The sequence below is a fragment of the Alteromonas sp. KUL17 genome, from assembly GCF_006538305.1.
GTDB classification, from domain to species: domain Bacteria; phylum Pseudomonadota; class Gammaproteobacteria; order Enterobacterales; family Alteromonadaceae; genus Alteromonas; species Alteromonas macleodii.
Genome location: NZ_BJKJ01000004.1, coordinates 46,386 through 64,557 on the forward strand (window position 1 = coordinate 46,386; position 18,172 = coordinate 64,557).

Annotated in this window: 12 protein-coding genes; 10 read left to right on the forward strand and 2 right to left on the reverse strand. The window is 44.7% G+C overall.

All coding sequences use genetic code 11. From position 1 onward, the window contains the following. Positions 1-50 precede the first annotated feature (50 nt). The 6 genes from KUL49_RS05015 to KUL49_RS05040 all read left to right on the forward strand — a co-directional run bounded on the left by KUL49_RS05015 (position 51) and on the right by KUL49_RS05040 (position 7,344). On the forward strand, positions 51-1,067 hold the full coding sequence (locus KUL49_RS05015; protein WP_014949874.1) for a LacI family DNA-binding transcriptional regulator: 1,017 nt from the start codon (positions 51-53) through the stop codon (positions 1,065-1,067). 209 nt (positions 1,068-1,276) lie between these two features. Next, complete coding sequence (locus KUL49_RS05020; RefSeq protein ID WP_131136503.1) at positions 1,277-2,767, forward strand: UxaA family hydrolase; 1,491 nt, start codon at positions 1,277-1,279, stop codon at positions 2,765-2,767. 11 nt (positions 2,768-2,778) lie between these two features. After that, positions 2,779-4,194 carry a glucuronate isomerase gene (uxaC, locus tag KUL49_RS05025; protein ID WP_131136504.1) on the forward strand — a complete coding sequence of 472 codons (1,416 nt, stop codon included), beginning with the start codon at positions 2,779-2,781 and terminating at the stop codon, positions 4,192-4,194. A gap of 2 nt (positions 4,195-4,196) precedes the next feature. Then, positions 4,197-5,738 carry a mannitol dehydrogenase family protein gene (locus KUL49_RS05030; protein ID WP_131136505.1) on the forward strand — a complete coding sequence of 514 codons (1,542 nt, stop codon included), beginning with the start codon at positions 4,197-4,199 and terminating at the stop codon, positions 5,736-5,738. Further along, positions 5,738-6,376: a bifunctional 4-hydroxy-2-oxoglutarate aldolase/2-dehydro-3-deoxy-phosphogluconate aldolase gene (gene eda, locus KUL49_RS05035; RefSeq protein ID WP_131136506.1), complete on the forward strand. Its 639-nt coding sequence runs from the start codon at positions 5,738-5,740 to the stop codon at positions 6,374-6,376. Before KUL49_RS05030 ends, eda begins: the two co-directional genes overlap by 1 nt. Next, positions 6,373-7,344, forward strand: a complete 972-nt coding sequence (locus tag KUL49_RS05040) for a sugar kinase (RefSeq protein WP_131136507.1) — start codon at positions 6,373-6,375, stop codon at positions 7,342-7,344. Before eda ends, KUL49_RS05040 begins: the two co-directional genes overlap by 4 nt. A gap of 144 nt (positions 7,345-7,488) precedes the next feature. Here KUL49_RS05040 and KUL49_RS05045 read toward each other — a convergent pair whose 3' ends face one another. Both KUL49_RS05045 and KUL49_RS05050 read right to left on the reverse strand, forming a co-directional pair. After that, positions 7,489-8,424 carry a rhamnogalacturonan acetylesterase gene (locus KUL49_RS05045; RefSeq protein WP_131136508.1) on the reverse strand — a complete coding sequence of 312 codons (936 nt, stop codon included), beginning with the start codon at positions 8,422-8,424 and terminating at the stop codon, positions 7,489-7,491. A gap of 202 nt (positions 8,425-8,626) precedes the next feature. Next, positions 8,627-11,341 carry a TonB-dependent receptor gene (locus KUL49_RS05050; RefSeq protein WP_131136509.1) on the reverse strand — a complete coding sequence of 905 codons (2,715 nt, stop codon included), beginning with the start codon at positions 11,339-11,341 and terminating at the stop codon, positions 8,627-8,629. 681 nt (positions 11,342-12,022) lie between these two features. On the opposite strand from KUL49_RS05050, the gene KUL49_RS05055 reads away from it, so the two are divergent. The 4 genes from KUL49_RS05055 to KUL49_RS05070 all read left to right on the forward strand — a co-directional run bounded on the left by KUL49_RS05055 (position 12,023) and on the right by KUL49_RS05070 (position 18,147). Next, positions 12,023-13,228, forward strand: coding sequence for a glycoside hydrolase family 105 protein (locus KUL49_RS05055; RefSeq protein WP_131136510.1), 1,206 nt, complete (start codon positions 12,023-12,025; stop codon positions 13,226-13,228). A 33-nt stretch (positions 13,229-13,261) separates the two neighbouring features. Then, entirely contained in the window at positions 13,262-14,728 is a 1,467-nt protein-coding gene (locus KUL49_RS05060) for a glycoside hydrolase family 28 protein (RefSeq protein ID WP_131136511.1), read from the forward strand. Between the two features lie 13 nt (positions 14,729-14,741). Then, complete coding sequence (locus tag KUL49_RS05065) at positions 14,742-15,932, forward strand: pectinesterase family protein (RefSeq protein WP_131136512.1); 1,191 nt, start codon at positions 14,742-14,744, stop codon at positions 15,930-15,932. A gap of 91 nt (positions 15,933-16,023) precedes the next feature. Continuing rightward, entirely contained in the window at positions 16,024-18,147 is a 2,124-nt protein-coding gene (locus KUL49_RS05070; RefSeq protein WP_131136513.1) for a response regulator, read from the forward strand. Positions 18,148-18,172: the final 25 nt, after the last annotated feature.

Genomic DNA, 18,172 nt, shown 5'->3' on the forward strand with positions numbered 1-18,172 from the left:
TGTGGTAATATTGGAAGTAACGACATAATAGCGCGGAAAAACAGAGAATTATGAACAAGCGCCCGACTATCAATGATGTTGCAGCCCTAGCAGGTGTTTCAAAGCGTACCGTGTCACGCGTCATTAACGGTGCGACCAATGTGGGAAAAGCAACACGTGAGCGCATTGAAGCGGTCATTCAAGAAACGGGGTTTGCCCCTGACAAGCAAGCGCGTGGTTTAAGTACTAGCCGCTCATACTTGATAGGCCTAATTTACGACAACCCCGATGCCTTGTATATCGACCAAGTGCAAAGAGGCGTGTTAAGCATATGTTCTCAAAAGGGTTATGAGTTAGTTGTACACCCTTGTAGTTATAATGCCGAAGGTTTTGTAGAAGACTGTATTAACTTTGTACGTCGTTCAAACATAGACGGTGTCATCATATTGCCACCGGTATCCGAATCGAAGTTATTAGCCGACGCGCTGCAACAAAAGAGCATTAACTATGTGCGAATGGCGTCAGTAGATTTAGATGACCATCAAAATATCGTAGTGAGTGACGACAGAGCTGCTTTAAGTGATTTAGCGCGCTATATGGTTTCACTAGGTCATAAAGACATTGGTATCATCAGCGGTCCGCAACAGTATTATTCCTCAAAAGAGCGTTTGGAAGGCTTTGTTGAAACGCTTAACGGCCTGGGTGTCGATGTACCTAAAAACAGGGTAATTGAGGGTAAAAACAGCTTCGAAAGCGGTATAGAATGCGCGCGTCAATTGCTTATTCAGTCACCTCGAGTTAAAGCTATTTTTGCAAACAACGATGAAATGGCAGCAGGCGTATTGAAAGTGGCTCATGAAATGGGAATAACCGTACCTGACGAACTATCCGTCGCGGGATTCGATGACAACTTACTTGCTGCCCGCGTAATCCCTGCCCTTACCACTGTTCAACGTCCCGTTGGTGATATGGCAGCTATCGCAGCGCGTAAAATCATCGCGCATATCGAAGGCAGTGAAGTTAGTGAAACCGAAACGTATCTGGTCAAACCTCACCTAATTATTCGCGATTCAATCAAAAAAGTGTGATTTTTTACAATGAAGTGTTGCTAACACTTCTTTTTCGACCTATTATGCCACCGGTGGCACGACAATAGAAAAGAATGTTAAAAATAAACAATTTGTAAACAGAGCGTAAAAAGCAACGTTTTCTAATCTATCGCTCTTTTTAAATACACAGTGCTTATTTAACAACGCTTAGCAGTTAAATAAGCCGTAAAGATAAAGCAGGACTTGTAATGGACGTTAAAACACAACTAGTTAAAGTGCATAATAACGATAACGTTGCGGTTGCAACCTGCCCTATCGTGGCTGGCACTTACATCGCGGAATATGACATTACAGTTAGCCAAGACATTCCTGCTGGCCATAAAGTTGCCTTAGTTACCCTGTCAGACGGTTGCGACATCGTAAAATATGGTTTCAGCATTGGTGCTGCAACAAGCCAAATTAATTCTGGTGAACATGTTCACAGCCATAACGCAAAGACCAAGTTAAAAGGCACTGAACAATACGTTTACGCGCCGTCAAATACCGCTTCAAAACAAAACCATCTTACTTCTGGGTTACAGTTCATGGGCTACAGAAGAGAAAATGGAAAAGTGGGTATTCGCAATGAAGTATGGATCATCAATACCGTAGGCTGCGTAAATCGAACAGCAGACCGTATTGCCAACGAATGTAATCGCCGTTTCGCTAGCGAGTGCGACGGGTTCCGCGCATTTACCCACCCTTTTGGCTGTTCTCAGCTGGGCGATGATTTAGATGACACGCGCACTATCTTAGCCTCTCTCGCATCTCACCCGAACGCTGGTGCGGTGTTAATTGTAGGCTTGGGTTGCGAAAACAATCAGCTTAAGAGTTTACTGCCTCACGTTGATAAACCGGCAAATCGGGTTCGCTTCTACAACGCACAAGAAGTGGTAGATGAGTTAGAAGAAGGCGTCAATGCGGTTTATGACTTGTTAAAAGTAATGGCTAATGACAAACGTGAGCCTATCGACGCTAGCGAATTAACCTTAGGCATGAAGTGTGGTGGTAGCGACGCTTTTAGCGGTATTACTGCCAACCCAACAGTAGGGCGTGTTACCGATTTAATGTGTAATCTAGGTGGCTCGGTCATTTTAACCGAAACGCCAGAAATGTTTGGTGCCGAACAGCTCTTAATGAATCGCGCTAAAAACAAAGACGTATTTGAGGCGTTTAACTCGCTGATTGATGAGTTTAAGAACTACTTTATCGCCCACAACCAACCTATTTACGAAAACCCGTCTCCAGGCAATAAAGCTGGCGGATTAACCACGCTAGAAGAAAAGTCACTCGGCGCGGTTCAAAAAGGTGGAACCTCTATTATTCAGTCTATCTTGCAGTATGGCGAGCCAAAGCAAGACAAAGGCTTAAGTTTATTACAAGCACCTGGTAACGATGCCGTTAGTTCAACGGCGTTGGCAGCATCGGGGGCACATATCGTTTTATTCACCACAGGCCGAGGCACGCCCCTTGGTTTTCCTGTACCCACAGTCAAGATATCGTCAAATTCAGATATCGCTAATAAGAAGCCACATTGGATAGATTTTAACGCTGGACAAGTTCTGGAAGGCGTCTCTATCGATAAGTGTGCCGAAGCGCTACTCCAACATTGTTTGGCAGTGGCATCTGGTCAACAAACCTGCAACGAGAAGAATGGCAGCCATGAGATTGCTATTTGGAAACGTGGCGTCACCCTCTAAAAGAGAGCGTTATGGAATCGATATTATTACATGAAGATAGACTTTTTCCTGCCGATGAAGCAACCCGAAGTGTTGCAAAGGCGCTGTATAAGGAAATTCGAGATCTCCCTATCATAAGTCCACATGGCCATACTGACCCACGTTGGTTTGCACAAAACAATAATTTCACCAATGCAACCGAGTTGTTTATCACCCCTGATCACTATGTGTTCAGAATGCTGTATAGCCAAGGTATTAAATTAACCGATATTGGTGTGCCACGTTGGGACGGCGGCGAAACGGAAAAGGATCCACGTAAAATCTGGAAACTTCTGGCAGATAACTATCATCTATTTGCTGCCACACCATCGCGTTTGTGGTTAGACACTGTATTTCACGATGTATTTGGTTTGCGAGAGATGTTGTGTAGCGACAACGCAACGCATTATTACGACCACATCACTGCGCAGCTTCAAGGGGATGACTTTAAACCCCGTGCGCTGATGGACCGCTTCAATATTGAAGTGATTGCTACCACCGAAGGCGCGCTTGATGACCTTCCCCATCACGCAGCGATTAAAGATACACCGTGGGCAAAGCGGGTTATCACCACCTTTAGACCTGATGATGTAGTCGATGCTTCACGCGAAGATATTGTTTCAAACATTGAGAAACTTGGTGAACTCACCGGTGAAGACACTGCAACCTGGCAGGGCTACCTGAACGCAATTCGTGCACGACGTGCCGTCTTTAGAGAGCACGGTGCGACAGCAACAGATCACGGACACCCAACGGCGAACACAGCTGATTTAAGTGAAGCTGAGTGTATTGCTTTATTCGATAAAGTAAGAAGCGGAAACAGTAACGCTGAAGAGCAAGAGCTATTTAGAGCCCAAATGCTTACCGAATTAGCGGGAATGAGTGTAGAAGACGGCATGGTGATGCAAATTCACCCTGGTTCGTTTAGAAACCACAACAGTCAGCTCTTTACACAGTTTGGTCGCGATAAAGGCCACGACATTCCAATGCAAACAGATTTTGTTAAAGCGCTTCGCCCGTTACTCGGTAAATACGGTAACGAGCCTAACCTCGACATTATTCTATTTACATTAGATGAAACCACGTACAGCCGTGAATTAGCACCACTTGCAGGCCACTACCCTTGCCTGAAACTTGGTCCTTCTTGGTGGTTCCACGATAGCCCTGAAGGCATGTTGCGCTTTAGACATCAAGTGACAGAAACCGCAGGTTTCTTCAATACTGTTGGTTTTAATGACGATACGCGCGCGTTCTTGTCTATTCCTGCACGTCACGATGTTGCCAGACGTATTGATTGTCGCTTCCTTGCACAGCTAGTTGTGGAGCACCGCATCAGTGAAACAGAAGCGGCCAGCATTGCCAGAAAACTCACTTATGATTTTGCTAAACAAGCGTACAAACTGGGGTAATCATGACAAAGCCGTTATCAATTTCAACGCTACCTCTTTTAAGTGACAGCGTAAGTAAACCAAATTACGATCTGGAAGCAACCGGTTGTGGCATTGTGCATATTGGTCCAGGTGCCTTTCACCGTGCGCACCAAGCGTATTATACCGAAAAGGCGCTGGCTTATGGCGGTGACTGGCGCATTCACGGTGTGTCAATGCGCAGCGCATCTCTTAAAGAAGCGTTGAGTACACAAGACAATCTCTATGCGTTGTGTATTGTTGATAACGAGCCTGAAACCCACATTATCGGCGCAATTAAAACCCTTTCTACATTAGCACATGATCGTGAAGACATTGTCGCTGCACTGGTAAACAAGCAAACTAAAATTGTGACGCTTACCGTGACAGAAAAGGGCTATTGCCTTAATGCGCAAGGTCATCTAGATACTGATCATCCGGATATTAAAGCTGATTTAGTCACGCCAGAAACACCGGTAAGTGCAGTTGGCCTAATTGTACAAGCGCTAGCACAACGTAAGCAGGCAGGCTATGCAGATATTACCATTATCAGCTGTGACAACGTGTCAGACAACGGTAAAAAGCTGCAAAAAGCGGTGACCGAGTTCGCCAATAAAACGGATGAATCACTCGGCCAATGGATCAGCGAGAACATTGCCTTCCCCTGCACTATGGTTGACAGTATTACGCCAGCAACTGAAGACAGCTTTAAAGCCAACGTTGCCGCTGAGCTGGGTTTAACTGATAACTGGCCTATTCAGCGAGAGGCTTTTACGCAATGGGTGGTTGAAGATAATTTTTCTGGCCCACGACCTGCTTGGGATAAAGTTGGCGTTACTTTTACTCATGATGTGAGCTTCTTTGAGAAAGCGAAGCTTCGCATTCTAAACGGCACACATTCAACACTGGCCTACATAGGGTTATTGCTTGGCAAGGAAACCGTATTCGACGCAATGCGTACCCCAGCCATAAAGCAACTGATTCAAACCATGTTGAAAGAAGAAATTGTTCCGTCTCTATCCAGTGATAACGAGAATGCCGATAGCGGAACACAAGACTTCGATCTGAACGCTTACGCACAAGACATTGTTAAGCGCTATGAGAATAAGCATATTCGCCACCTGTTGTCGCAAATTGCTTGGGATGGGTCACAGAAAATCCCATTTCGAATTCTCGACACAGTACGCGATAACCTAAAAGCAAAACGAAATATTGATTTGCTCTGCAGTGCCGTTGCGGCCTGGTGCCTATTTGTAAATAACAAGGCACGTTTAAACGAAACTATCACCGACCCGCTAGATAGTATGTTAAGGGCTACAGCAAAATCGGTAGACTTTCAGGCAATAGAACTTGCAAAAAAATTGCTCTCTCTTGAAACCATGTTCGCCGAACTGTCGGTAAACACTACTTTCAAAGAAAAAGTGCTCGAAAAAGTTAATCAGCTGCTTAACATTTTATCTCACGAAAACAACAACGAAGGTCAGCAAGGTTCTGCTCCCACTACGTTAACAGAAAGTTCGCTAGATTCACTAAAAGGAACCGCGTGATGAAAAGTACCTTTTCCATGCTTAAAGGCGCCCCATTACTCCCTATTATTCAGCCTAAATCTGTTGACGAGGGGCTTCACCTAGCAGAAGCAATTGCAAATAGCGGCCTGTGCAACATAGAAGTAGTGAAACGCAGCGACGCAGCATTTGAAGCCCTGTCAGCCATTAGAAAACAGTTTCCTGAACTCGTTGTGGGTATGGGCACATTGTTAAATCGCAACAACGTGTTCGAGGCGCTAGACGCAGGCGCGCAATTTTTGATAACGCCCACAAGCTCAGAGACGTTGCTCGATACACTGATTGCTTCTAATGCACCCTTTTTGCCAGGTGTCGCTACGCCTGCCGATATTCTTTTGGCGCACCAAAAAGGCATTCGCGAAATGAAGTTCTTTCCTGCGAGTCTTAGCGGCGGAACACCTTTTCTTAAAGCTATTTCAAGCGTATTTAGCGATGTTTGCTTTTGCCCTACCGGAGGCATTAATGGCGAAAACGCGAATGAATATCTCGCGCTTGGCAATGTACGAGCAGTAGGCGGTACATGGATGATGCCGAAGGCAGCTATTGAAGCACAAAATTGGCAAGCGATTACTTTGGCATGCCAACAAAGCCTAACATTGTTTGATGAGGCTGCGGCATGAGCGTAGTTGATACCAACCAAAGAATGGTTATTTTTGGCGAGTGCATGGTAGAGCTTCGAAGCACTCAGCGTGAGTCATCAGTTAGTACGCGCGATGAAAACACAGATAATAATCTGATGGCGAAAAGCTTTGCTGGCGACACGTACAACACTGCGGTTTATTTAAAACGCTGCTTGCCTTCATCTTCCATTAGTTACTTAACGGCTATAGGCGCAGACTTTTTAAGCGATGAGCTGCTGTTTATAATGGGTGAGCACGAAATTAACACTGATTTAGTGTTTCGCTCGTCGTTGCGTAACCTTGGCCTGTATATGATCCGTAACGACAACGAAGGCGAAAGAACCTTTGCATATTGGCGTAACCAATCTGCAGCAACACAGACGCTCAACATTATGAAGGGCGCTGAATTTGCGTGTGATTGGTTTTATTTGAGCGGTATCTCTATTGCCATTTTAGATGATGAACAGCGCGCTACACTTTTCGAACTAATTTCGTCCCTCAAGGCCAAAGGCAGTAAGATTGCCTTTGATCCTAATTATCGAGCTCGCCTTTGGTCATCTCAAGAAGATGCCAAGTACTGGACGAGTAAGGCTTATGCTGCAGCAGATTTAGCGTTCCCAGGTGCAGACGACCATTTAATGCTGTTTGGCCACACCAATGCTGATGAAATATTTAGCTATTTAGCCGACAAACAGATTGAAGAAATCGTTATGAAAAACGGAGCGGTTGGCGTTCATATACTCCGTCAACAAGAACAATGTATTGTGCCTGTAGAGCGTGTGGAACAGGTGGTTGATACAACGGCTGCTGGCGATGCATTCAATGGCGGCTATATGGCCGCTCGACTTGCAGGTAGAAAACCTGTTGAGAGCGCGAGCTATGGGGCAAAAGTGGCAGCGACTGTGATTACCTACCCCGGTGCCATTATATCAGGTGATGCCTTCACTAATCACATACCGTCGCTATAGTCGGTATGTGACATTCCTCTTTCTTTTCTCTTCTATTTCCTGCCATTATAACCATAAGCAAGTACGCTAATTAAGATAGAGGCGATACCCCACTAAAGAACGCGGCACGCCCGCAGTAACGCGCCACTCCATTTTCATGTGAGTTTACAACGTGTCTCGATATACGTATTTTGCCAGTGGGTGCGCTGTCGCTTTTAGCTCTCGCACGAATATTTGCGCCATTTTAGCCGCGCCGACTACGTTCAAGTGAGTGTCGTCCGTTTTGCCTTCAGGGTAGCGCGTATATAGGTCAGCGGGCACCTTGATGAAGTAATGGTTGCTGTTAGGCTCGCCTACCTGAGCAAGAAAATCGCAAGTTAAAGCGTTCATTGGGATAAATGGCACGTTATTTTGTGCTGCCACTTTCTTCGCAGCATCGGCATACGCCAGCAACGTCCGTTTTAACACACCTTCCTCAGTGAAGTGACGCCTGCAAATACTACTCGCGATAATCACTGATGCCCCTTTCGCTTCAACATCCTGAACAAACTGATTCAAGTAAGCTGGATAAGCAGTTTCTGGGTCGGCATAGCGAGCAGGATCCGACTGTTTTTGATCGTTATGACCAAACTGAATAGCCACAAAATCACCTTCCGACAGATCGGATAACAGAAGCTGCCAGCGTCCCTCATCTACAAATCGCTTTGTGCTTCTGCCATTAGCCGCGTGGTTTTTAATATTAAGATTGGGCAGCATGAATTCAGAAAGCAATTGCCCCCACCCACGTTCTGGATATGACAACATAGGCTTGTCTGACATGGTTGAGTCGCCGACCAGATGCAGGGTAACTGGCTTTTTGTAGGGTGGAGCTTTTACAGCCTCTTCACTGCCTTTAATAGTAGCGCTTTGGATTGGAGCACTATGGGCTCCCGAACTGGAAAGTGCATAAGCGCTAGATTGCGCCGCGTAACTAATGTGAAGTGTACTCGTGCCTTGCTGGTCTGCCACTACAAAAGTACTCGATACAACAAAAACGCTTGCAAGACTGTAGCGCAGCGCGTTGAATATTTTCCCTGTGGTGGGTTTACTTGAATTTTTCACACCTTTTCTCCTTTTCAATATTTCTATTGTTGCGATGCAAATTGCTCGAAAAGTGAGGTAGAGGCGTGCTGAACTCCTCCCGGCCTACACTTTTTGCACATAAAAAAGGCCATCATTACGATGGCCAAACACACCCGTCTTCACGGAACACAACATTTAATTATTATCTCAGGCCGGCCAACATAATTGGCCGGCCTGTTTTTTACATAGTATAACGAGCGCCAAGGAAGAACTGACGGCCCGTGTGGTTGTACTCACGTACCAAGTTCAAAGAGCCATCACCCGTGGTAAACAAGCGCTCGTACTCATCGGTAAGGTTAATGACTTCAAAGGTCAACGTTAGCTCGTCGTTTACGTTATAAAATGACGAGAAATCTACCTGCGTAGGTCCTGTCGTACCATGCGCAACGTTACCATTGCTGCCAGTAAAGTCTGTCAGGTAATCGTCGCGTTTGTTAACTGACACACGCGCACCGTATTGGTCTGTTTCGTAATACACCGTAAAGTTGTACGATATTTCACTCATACCTTCGATGTCGTCAGCGTTAACGTGAGTGTAGTTCGACACGATACCCATGTTTTCGAACAGTCCTGGTAAGAAACTTAGCGGCTGCTGATAAATTAACTCATAACCGCTCACACTTCTGTCTTCAGCGTTAATTGGACTGCTATGCTCGTATGGAATAGTGCGAGGGTCTAGCGCAATTACAGGGTCAAACTGTGCATCGTTGTCGATAAAGTCATAGTAAGCACTGTCGACTAAACGCTCTTCTGATGCGCGAACAATCCAGTTATCAATGTCTTTGTAGAACACTGTTGCTGCTAGTAGCGCTTCGTCATCGAAGTACCATTCCACGCCAAAGTCAACATTATTCGACGTAAACGGATCAAGGAATGGGTTCCCCACGCTCACCGAGCCGTTAATATAATCAAAGCTTGGGTTACCAGGGTTTAATGAGTTCAGGCTTGGGCGCGTCATAGACTGTGTTAAGCCAAGACGAACAACTACGTCATCAGTTGCTTCAAGTGCTAAATTAACTGCTGGTAGAAAGTTGTTGTAGTCATTTTCAATTTGTACGGTTTCACCTTGAATAAAGCCTTCGGAGGTCGTGGTTGTTTTCACGTAACGCACACCGTAGTTGGCCCGAAGCAACATGTCACCAATCTCATAGCTTGTATCCATCTCGATGTAAGCAGCAGAGGTTTCCTCACCTACTTGCCAGCTTTGTGCAGAGCGTGGTGTCCAAACAACGTCTAGCAATTGGCTGTTAATAGCGTCAAAGTCAGCCACAAGGAACGGATCAAGAGGGCCATCAAAGCCACTACCAAAGTCATCTACAGGCATCATTTCAACAAAGCCGACCGCGGAATCTTGGTCTGGGAAGCCATTAATTTGCTCTTCGCTGTAGGTTACAACACGGTCGTTGTAGGCGAAGCCTGCCTTGATTGTCACTTCATCACCAAGATAAGTGGCATCAAACTTAACTGTGTCGTTTTCACGTAAGACATCGGTGGCGCGTAAGCGACCGTCGCTTAAATTATAGTTGCTTGCATCGTTTACATCATAGCCGTAAGTAAGTTGCGGAGCGTTGATATTGTCACTGAAATCAAAACCATAGCTCGTTTCTTCAAGTAGCGTCATGTTGTAACGATATTGCTCTGAACGAGCGTCAGACTCTGCAGTACCTGCCACAATATCGAGCTTAAAGCTTTCACCAATAAACCATTCACCAGAAATCACAAATTGGCTAAAGTCTGTGGTTGATTCTTGTAAACGACTTTCAATACGCGACTTGATGCCGTCGTAAGTGCCCGCTAATACCTGTTTACCATTAGGGTGAACGGTAATAGAGGTCGGCGTGATATCTTCGAACGTACTTCTGAACATATGGAAGAAGTTATACATGGTACGGGTGTTATCAAGCTTGGACACTAAACCATCTAACGTAAGCGTGAAGTTGTCTGTCGCAGCCCATTGAATTGAACCGGTGAAACCCACACGCTCTTGATCATTACCGAAGTAGTCAGGTCTAGGTAGTCGAGGTGTCCACAAACAGTTGATAGGATCAACATCAACTAAAACATCATCGTCATTTTTTATCTGACATGGCCCGGTATCAGGTGTACCATTTACAACTGTGTTTGACGTGTCGCCATAAATGCCACCACCGTCGCGAACCGGTGTAGTCCAACGAACGGTACCAAAACCTTCCTGTCTTACTGTACGCTCTGAGAACGCTGCCGAGAAAAGCACACCGACTTTGTCGTCAGCGAAACGGTTGCTGATCATGAAAGCGGCGCGAGGATCGGTCTCTTCTGTAATGCTGTTATAGCCGCCTTGAAGAGATGAAACGAATTTAAAACCGTCGTAATCAAAAGGCTTTGCCGAGTACAGATCAACCGTACCTGCAATGCCGCCTTCTTCCATAGAGGCAGTAGGGGATTTTTGAATATCTACGCGGTTGAACAATTCAGAAGCGAAAATGTTAAAGTCAAAGCCACGCCCACCGTTTACACCGCCACCTGAATCTGTACCATCTGTACTTGCTGGCACTTCCATGCCATTAAGTGTTGTGCGGGTAAATGAAGGGCTCAAACCACGCAAAGTAATTTGGCGCCCTTCGCCACCTTCACGAGAAATGGCTACGCCGGGTACGCGTTGAATTGACTCAGCAATATTTAAGTCCGGGAATTTACCAATGTCTTGCGCAACAATTGATTCTTTACTGTTAACTGATGTTCGCTTTTCCATCAGTGATTTATTAAGTGATCCACGAAAGCCTGATACTTCAATGACTTCCATATTTTGCGCTTCGGTTTCACTGGCTTGTTCGTCTGTGGCTTCTTGCGCATGAATATGTGCGCCTGACAACGCTAGCGTAACAAGAACAGCGAGTTGCTTTTTCTTTGGTAACATTGTTGTTTCTCCGGTTTTTATATTTATAAGAGACGCGCATACTGACAAAAGGTGAAGATGCTTTTGAAACGTGTGTGAACTATTCAAATTTACACAAATTCAACATTTATCGTATTTAACCATTTCACTCCCCTTTATGCCACCGGATAACATTTTGGTGATTGATACCGTCAATGCTTTTCATTTATCCGATAGCACGTCTTGGCTGTTAAGGAAGCGAAAACGCGTCAATTCTAATTCATTCTCTATAGTGGTCTCGTAGACCACCAAAACCTTGAATGAGAAGAGTTGCAGGGTACAGCTATGTTTTCTAGTTAACGCAAAACTTCTCTTCGGCAATAATGTAAACCTCGAAAACAACACTCAAGCTTTACATTTGATTTACATCCTAAACAGTTATGCTACCGGTGGCAACAATTTTGTTGAAAAAATTTACAATAACTAGAAATTTGATATGCAATGATGAAAGAAGAAGAGACTATAGAAACTAACCAAAGCAGGATGCGCGTTTTAGTTAAAACATCTAAATACAGCCACTTACGTCATATTGAACACTTTTCAAACGCGTAAAATAAAAGTTAAAAAATGTAAATAATTCCGTTGACATATGAGCAAATAAAAACCATTATGCTACCGGTAGCACAGAGTGTATTTACAATGTTATAAAAATAAGGGTTTGTTATGCTAAAAGGTATTCTACGCGCAGCTTCCGTTGTAGCTTGCACGGCGTTTGTTTCTTCCGCTGCTAATGCAAATGATTGGGTACAAATGCCTCTCGACAACACACAATTATGGTCTATGAGAATGATAGAGTCTGAGATGGTGCGTTTCCCAGAAGCTTGGCAAATCGATTGGGATGAGAAGCCACAATGGGATTACGTTCACGGTCTCAACCTCCTTGCCATAACAGAAGTCTATCAAGAGACTAAAGATCCCCGTCTCCTGTCTTATGTAAAAGGTTACTACGACATGTTGGTTCAACAAGACGGAAGTATCAAAACCTATGATATCAATAAGTTTAATATTGATATGGTTAACCCTGGTAAAGTGCTGTTTTTCCTCTATGAAGAAACCGGCAACCCTAAATACAAAAAAGCCGCTGACCTACTTAGAACGCAGCTTACTACTCACCCACGTACCGAGCAAGGTGGCTTTTGGCATAAGAAACGCTATCCAGACCAAATGTGGCTTGATGGCCTATACATGGGGGCCCCCTTCTACGCTGAATACATTGTTAAGTACGGCGATATGAAAGAGCTAGACGACGTATTTTTGCAATTTGAACTCATTGAAGAGCACCTTTACGACGAAAAAACAGGCCTCCCCTTACATGGCTGGGACGCATCTAAAAAGCAAAAGTGGGCTGATAAAGAAACAGGTCTTTCTCAACATCACTGGTCACGTTCGCTAGGTTGGTATGCTATGGCAATGGTGGATGTACTAGAAGTTGTTCCTGCCGAACACCCAAAAACACCGTGGCTACAAGGGCGCTTTAAAGCGTTTATCGACGCTACGCTTACCTATCAACATAATTCAGGCACCTGGTATCAGGTTACTGACTTGGGAAGCCGTGAAGGAAACTACCTTGAAGCATCAGGTACAGCAATGTTGACCTATGCTATGGCTAAAGGTGCAAGCCTTAAGTTTCTTCCTGAGGAATACAAAGCTCATGCAGAAAAAGGGTTTGCTGGACTTCTTGATCAAATGATTTCGGTTAATCCAGAAACTAACGTTATCAGCCTTGAGCAAGTTTGCGCTGTTGCTGGTCTTGGTGGAAATCCATATAGAGATGGTTCATTCGACTACTACATGAGTGAGCCAATCAGAGCAAACGATGCGAAAGGTGTAGGCCCATTCATTCTGGCTGCACATTATTTGAATAAGTAAAAAGCGCTAAATTGTAAATAAAAGGGGTATATGATGGTCCGACCTAACTCACCGAATGCCAGACGTCACTTCTTAAAGTCTGGTCTCGCCACCACTGTTGCAGCTTCTGGGATGGCTGTAGGTGTTCCTACATTCCTATCCGGATGTGCAAATGTGACCGAAACGGGAAGGACTCAACGCCAGTGGGACGCCGAAGCAAACCTTATTAAAGGGATGATAAAGCGCCCCACCTTTGCAAAGCGCGAAGCTAATGTTACCGACTTTTTAAATGAAAATGGCAGTGACTTTAAGCAAGCGTTACATGCAGCTATCGACCAAGTCGCACGCCAAGGTGGTGGCAAAGTGGTTGTGCCAAAAGGCGACTGGCTATGCAGCGGCCCAATTCACTTACAGTCGAATATAAACTTGCATATTGAGGCAGGCGCAACAATTCGATTTTCTACCAATCCTGATGATTACAAACCATATGTTTTTACTCGCTGGGAAGGTATGGAGTTAATGGGTTACTCCCCTCTTATTTATGCTTTTGAGCAAAGTAATATCGCAATCACCGGCAAAGGTACGCTTGACGGTAGCGCGGCGAAAGACAACTGGTGGCCATGGAAAGGTAAGTGGAAGGCTTCAACATGGGGTGACGATCCGGTTGAGAACCAAAAATATACCAGAGACACGCTGCAAGAAATGGTAGAAAACGGGACACCCGTTAGTGACCGCGTTTTTGAAAATAATTACCTGCGCCCTCCGTTTATACAACCTTACCGCTGTGAAAATGTACTTATCGAGGGTGTTACCATCCTGCGCTCTCCATTTTGGTTAGTTAACCCTGTGCTTTGCAAGAACGTCACCGTTGACGACGTGTACTGTAAAAGTTTCGGCCCAAATTCGGACGGGTGCGACCCTGAAAGCTGCACGAACGTTCTTATCTCTAACTGTACATTTGATACAGGGGACGATTGCATTGCCATTAAATCTGGACGCAATGCAGACGGCAGAAGGGTTAATGTTCCCTGCAGTAATATCGTCATAGAACATTGCGAGATGAAGGCTGGCCATGGCGGTGTTGTTATCGGCAGTGAAATATCCGGCGGTGTAGAGAATCTCTATGCTCAGCATTGCACCATGAGTAGCCCTGATTTAGACCGCGGCATTAGAATTAAAACCAACAGTATTCGGGGTGGTCACCTAAAAAATCTAAACTATCGCAATATCGATATTGGGACGGTGAAAGACGCTGTTGTCGTGAATTTCTTCTACGAAGAAGGTGATGCCGGTAACTTCCCTCCACTACTGGAAGATATCACTATAGAGAACTTGAACGTTGCGTCAGCTAACCGGGCCTTCGTGCTTCGCGGGTATGACCATACGCCTATTTCTGGGTTGACGTTGAATAACATAACGATAAAACGTGCGCTTAAAGATGCCGTTATCGAAAACGTAGCGCATCTTTCAATAAACAATGTGTTTATTAATAGCCAACCATTTAACAAGCACGGGCTGTAGAAGAATAAATACTATGGAATTTAATAAAGCACGTGTCAGTCTTAGTTCAGCCTTTGTGTTGCTGGCAGGTATACTTTTCAGTGGATTAAGCGCGGCAATGCCAGCAACGACGGATGTAGTGGTAGCTAAATCACATGACAGTGACGTAAGTAAGGACGCTTTACCTCATTTTAACTCTGTGTCCCAAGCTGTTGCTTATATCGCGTCTCACAAGCCACAAAAAGATAAAGTATGGACCGTCTTTATTAACGAAGGCATTTATCGAGAGCGTGTCGTCATAAACGTTGATAATGTTCACTTTGTGGGCCAGTCGCAAGAAACAACGACTATCGTTTTCAATCGATATGCAGGTCAACAAGTCGCAGAGAATTCTCAAGAAAAATGGGGAACTCGTCGCACTGCCACTGTGGAGATTTTAGGTGATAATATCACTCTGGAAAATATCACTATCACCAATGATTTTGATTATCCCGGTAACGAGGTCAAAGCAAAAGACGACCCTACTCGATTATCAGGTACGCAGGCAGTAGCGCTTAAAACCGATGTGAACTCAGATCGCACTTACCTTAAAAATGTCGCACTCTGGGGTTACCAAGATACCCTCTATTTAAAAGGTGACCGCGCTCTGATTGAAGGCGGAACAATAGCAGGACATATTGACTTTATTTTTGGTGAGGGCACCGCGTTTTTTGAAAGCGTTTCTATTGTTTCCCGTACACGTTATTCTGGCGGTGATAGCGAAGGACTAACAGGCTACATTACCGCCCCAAGCACTCATTTACAGCGTCCTTATGGGTTAACGTTCAATAACTGTAGGCTTGAAAGAGAACACGGCGTTCCAGATGAAAGCGTGGCACTGGGAAGGCCTTGGCATCCTACAACCACCTTTTCAGATGGCCGATATGCAAACCCTTACGCTGTAGGTAAAACCACGTTTATCAACACCTATATGGCAGGTCATATCATCCAAAAGCGCTGGACTACTATGGGTGGAACTACGCCATCAGGTACAAAGAGACCATTTAATCCCCACACAGAAGCAAGATTTTCCGAGTACCAATCTCATGGAGAAGGTGCACCTAAAGCAGTCTCCTCACCAGCAATAAACTCTCATTTTTTGAATGATAAAAACGCGGCTTTTTACACTAAAGAGGCGGTATTGCGAGGCTGGGTGCCTAATAACATCCCGAACGATATTAAATAGAGCAACATAAGCGTAAGTAATTTGCTCGGCACATTGCGTAACCACTTGGTATCTATTATCTTTTAGTTATCACTGTGCCACTACTACCCTTATGTCTATACGTGTTCGTTATATCGTTGCGTTATTGCTAACCGCTACACTCGTCACTCTTTCTTTTATTGTTCTGTACGAATTAATCAGTGATCAGAAGAAAGATGCTGAAATTATCAATATCGCGGGTCAGCAACGCATGCTTTCACAGCGTATTGCGTTGCTCACCTCTACACCAAACATTTGCGAAGACAGTGAAGAGCAAAGGTATTTGGCGCAATCGTTAGCACGTTTCAAACAAAATCATCAACAGCTTGTGTCACTCGATAACCTTCCCGCCTCTATCTCTAATACTTACTTTAACGAAGGCCAGCTCGACAACAAAGTAAGCCAATATATAAAAAGCGCCGATCAAATTTTAGATGCAGCACAGTGTCAGCCCACTACGCTGTTAGATATTCAAGCGCTGACATCGCTATTACAACAGCTTGATTATGTCGTCGCGCGGTTCGAGCAAGACGCCACTGCTAGAGTAGATGTGGTTCTTTCGATTGAAGTTTACTTATGGCTAGCCACACTCGCTCTATTATGTATCGAGGCAGCATTCATCTTTTCTCCTATGGAGCGCACCGTTAAACGGTCATTTGCCAAACTAACGAGCTTGAAAGAGCAAGCGGAAAGTTCGGCTGATGAGGCTCGTAGAGCAAGCAAAGCAAAATCAGAGTTTCTTTCAAGCATGAGTCACGAACTTCGCACACCAATGAACGGCCTGTTTGGCATGATCGAGTTGGCCATAGACAACCCTGACAAAAGCAACATTTACCTTAAAAAAGCCAAAACTGCTGGTAGGCAACTCCTTGTGTTAATCAACGATATTCTCGATATATCAAAAATTGAAGCAGGCAAAATCAAAATTGAACAGGCGCCAGTCGACCTATTACAAGTCTTGGACGATGTGGTGTCGTTACAGCGGGTTTACTGCCAAAGAAAAGGTCTTGAATTTCATTACTTAAAAGACCCTGACTTACCTCACGTCATTAAAGGCGATATCACTCGTATTTCGCAAATTCTGCACAACTTGTTAAGTAATGCAATTAAGTTTACTGAACAAGGTTCTGTCACGTTAAAGGTCACCTATACCAAACGCCCCAACGGCAATTATTTAAGCTTCGATGTTATTGATACCGGCATTGGTATCGAGTCATCTAAGCTTGATAATATCTTTAAGAAATTTGAGCAAGCCGACCAATCCACCACCCGCGAATACGGGGGCACAGGACTAGGGTTAAGTATTGCGAAGCAGTTGGCGAAACTCATGCTCGGCGACATCAATGTAACTTCATTTGTAGGTCAAGGAAGTACCTTCAGTTTTACCATGGCAGCGGAAGAATCTCAGCTGCCCGACATTAACGTTGAACCCAGTGCTAATTTGCGCTGTGCGATAGTTGATGATTTACAAACCAGCCGCGAATATTTTGAGCATGTCGTTACCTCCATGTCGATTGTGCCCCAAAGTTATGATAGTGCAAAAGCCTACCTATCAGACAGCCCACTGGCTTTCGACGTTATTATTCTTGATTTGTCTATGCCAGAGATGAGCGGGGTCGATTTGCTAGAACAGTTGAAGGCGATGAACCCAGATAAATTTCCTAAAATCATTCTTATCTCTGCTGAACTGGAACGACTAGAAGATGAAAATGATGTTTCTGAACTTATCTGGCGTACGCATGCTAAGCCCATTAATCGTCGAGAACTTGAGCATGATTTAGGAAGGTTAATTGAGACAAAACCCGTATCTCATAATGATGTTAAAGAAGGCAATAAGAAGAAACGCATACTGCTAGCTGAAGACAACGAAATCAATGCCGAAATCGTGAAGACTATATTGCAGTCAGAAGGCTATAAGTTCCTACATGTTAAGAACGGAAAAGATGCCGTAGACGTGGGCAAGCGACATCAATTCGACCTTATTTTGATGGACTGCAATATGCCCGTCATGGGAGGTATTGAGGCATCAACAATATTACGCAAGGCATTGGAGGTTGACACTCCAATTGTTGCGCTCACTGCAAACGCCTTCGCAGAAGACAAAGAAGAGTGCTTGGCTGCCGGCATGACTGACTTTTTAGCCAAGCCTTTAGACAAAGACACGCTACTGGTTTGTATCAAGAAATATATCGGTTAGCTGCATGTACTAACACTCAACAAGG

Excerpts from the sequence above, each read along its gene's own strand:
- KUL49_RS05015 (WP_014949874.1), top strand. The coding sequence starts at position 51 with ATGAACAAGCGCCCGACTATCAATGATGTTGCAGCCCTAGCAGGTGTT.
- KUL49_RS05020 (WP_131136503.1), top strand. The coding sequence starts at position 1,277 with ATGGACGTTAAAACACAACTAGTTAAAGTGCATAATAACGATAACGTT.
- uxaC (WP_131136504.1), top strand. The coding sequence starts at position 2,779 with ATGGAATCGATATTATTACATGAAGATAGACTTTTTCCTGCCGATGAA.
- KUL49_RS05030 (WP_131136505.1), top strand. The coding sequence starts at position 4,197 with ATGACAAAGCCGTTATCAATTTCAACGCTACCTCTTTTAAGTGACAGC.
- eda (WP_131136506.1), top strand. The coding sequence starts at position 5,738 with ATGAAAAGTACCTTTTCCATGCTTAAAGGCGCCCCATTACTCCCTATT.
- KUL49_RS05040 (WP_131136507.1), top strand. The coding sequence starts at position 6,373 with ATGAGCGTAGTTGATACCAACCAAAGAATGGTTATTTTTGGCGAGTGC.
- KUL49_RS05050 (WP_131136509.1), bottom strand. The coding sequence starts at position 11,341 with ATGTTACCAAAGAAAAAGCAACTCGCTGTTCTTGTTACGCTAGCGTTG.
- KUL49_RS05055 (WP_131136510.1), top strand. The coding sequence starts at position 12,023 with ATGCTAAAAGGTATTCTACGCGCAGCTTCCGTTGTAGCTTGCACGGCG.
- KUL49_RS05060 (WP_131136511.1), top strand. The coding sequence starts at position 13,262 with ATGGTCCGACCTAACTCACCGAATGCCAGACGTCACTTCTTAAAGTCT.
- KUL49_RS05065 (WP_131136512.1), top strand. The coding sequence starts at position 14,742 with ATGGAATTTAATAAAGCACGTGTCAGTCTTAGTTCAGCCTTTGTGTTG.
- KUL49_RS05070 (WP_131136513.1), top strand. The coding sequence starts at position 16,024 with ATGTCTATACGTGTTCGTTATATCGTTGCGTTATTGCTAACCGCTACA.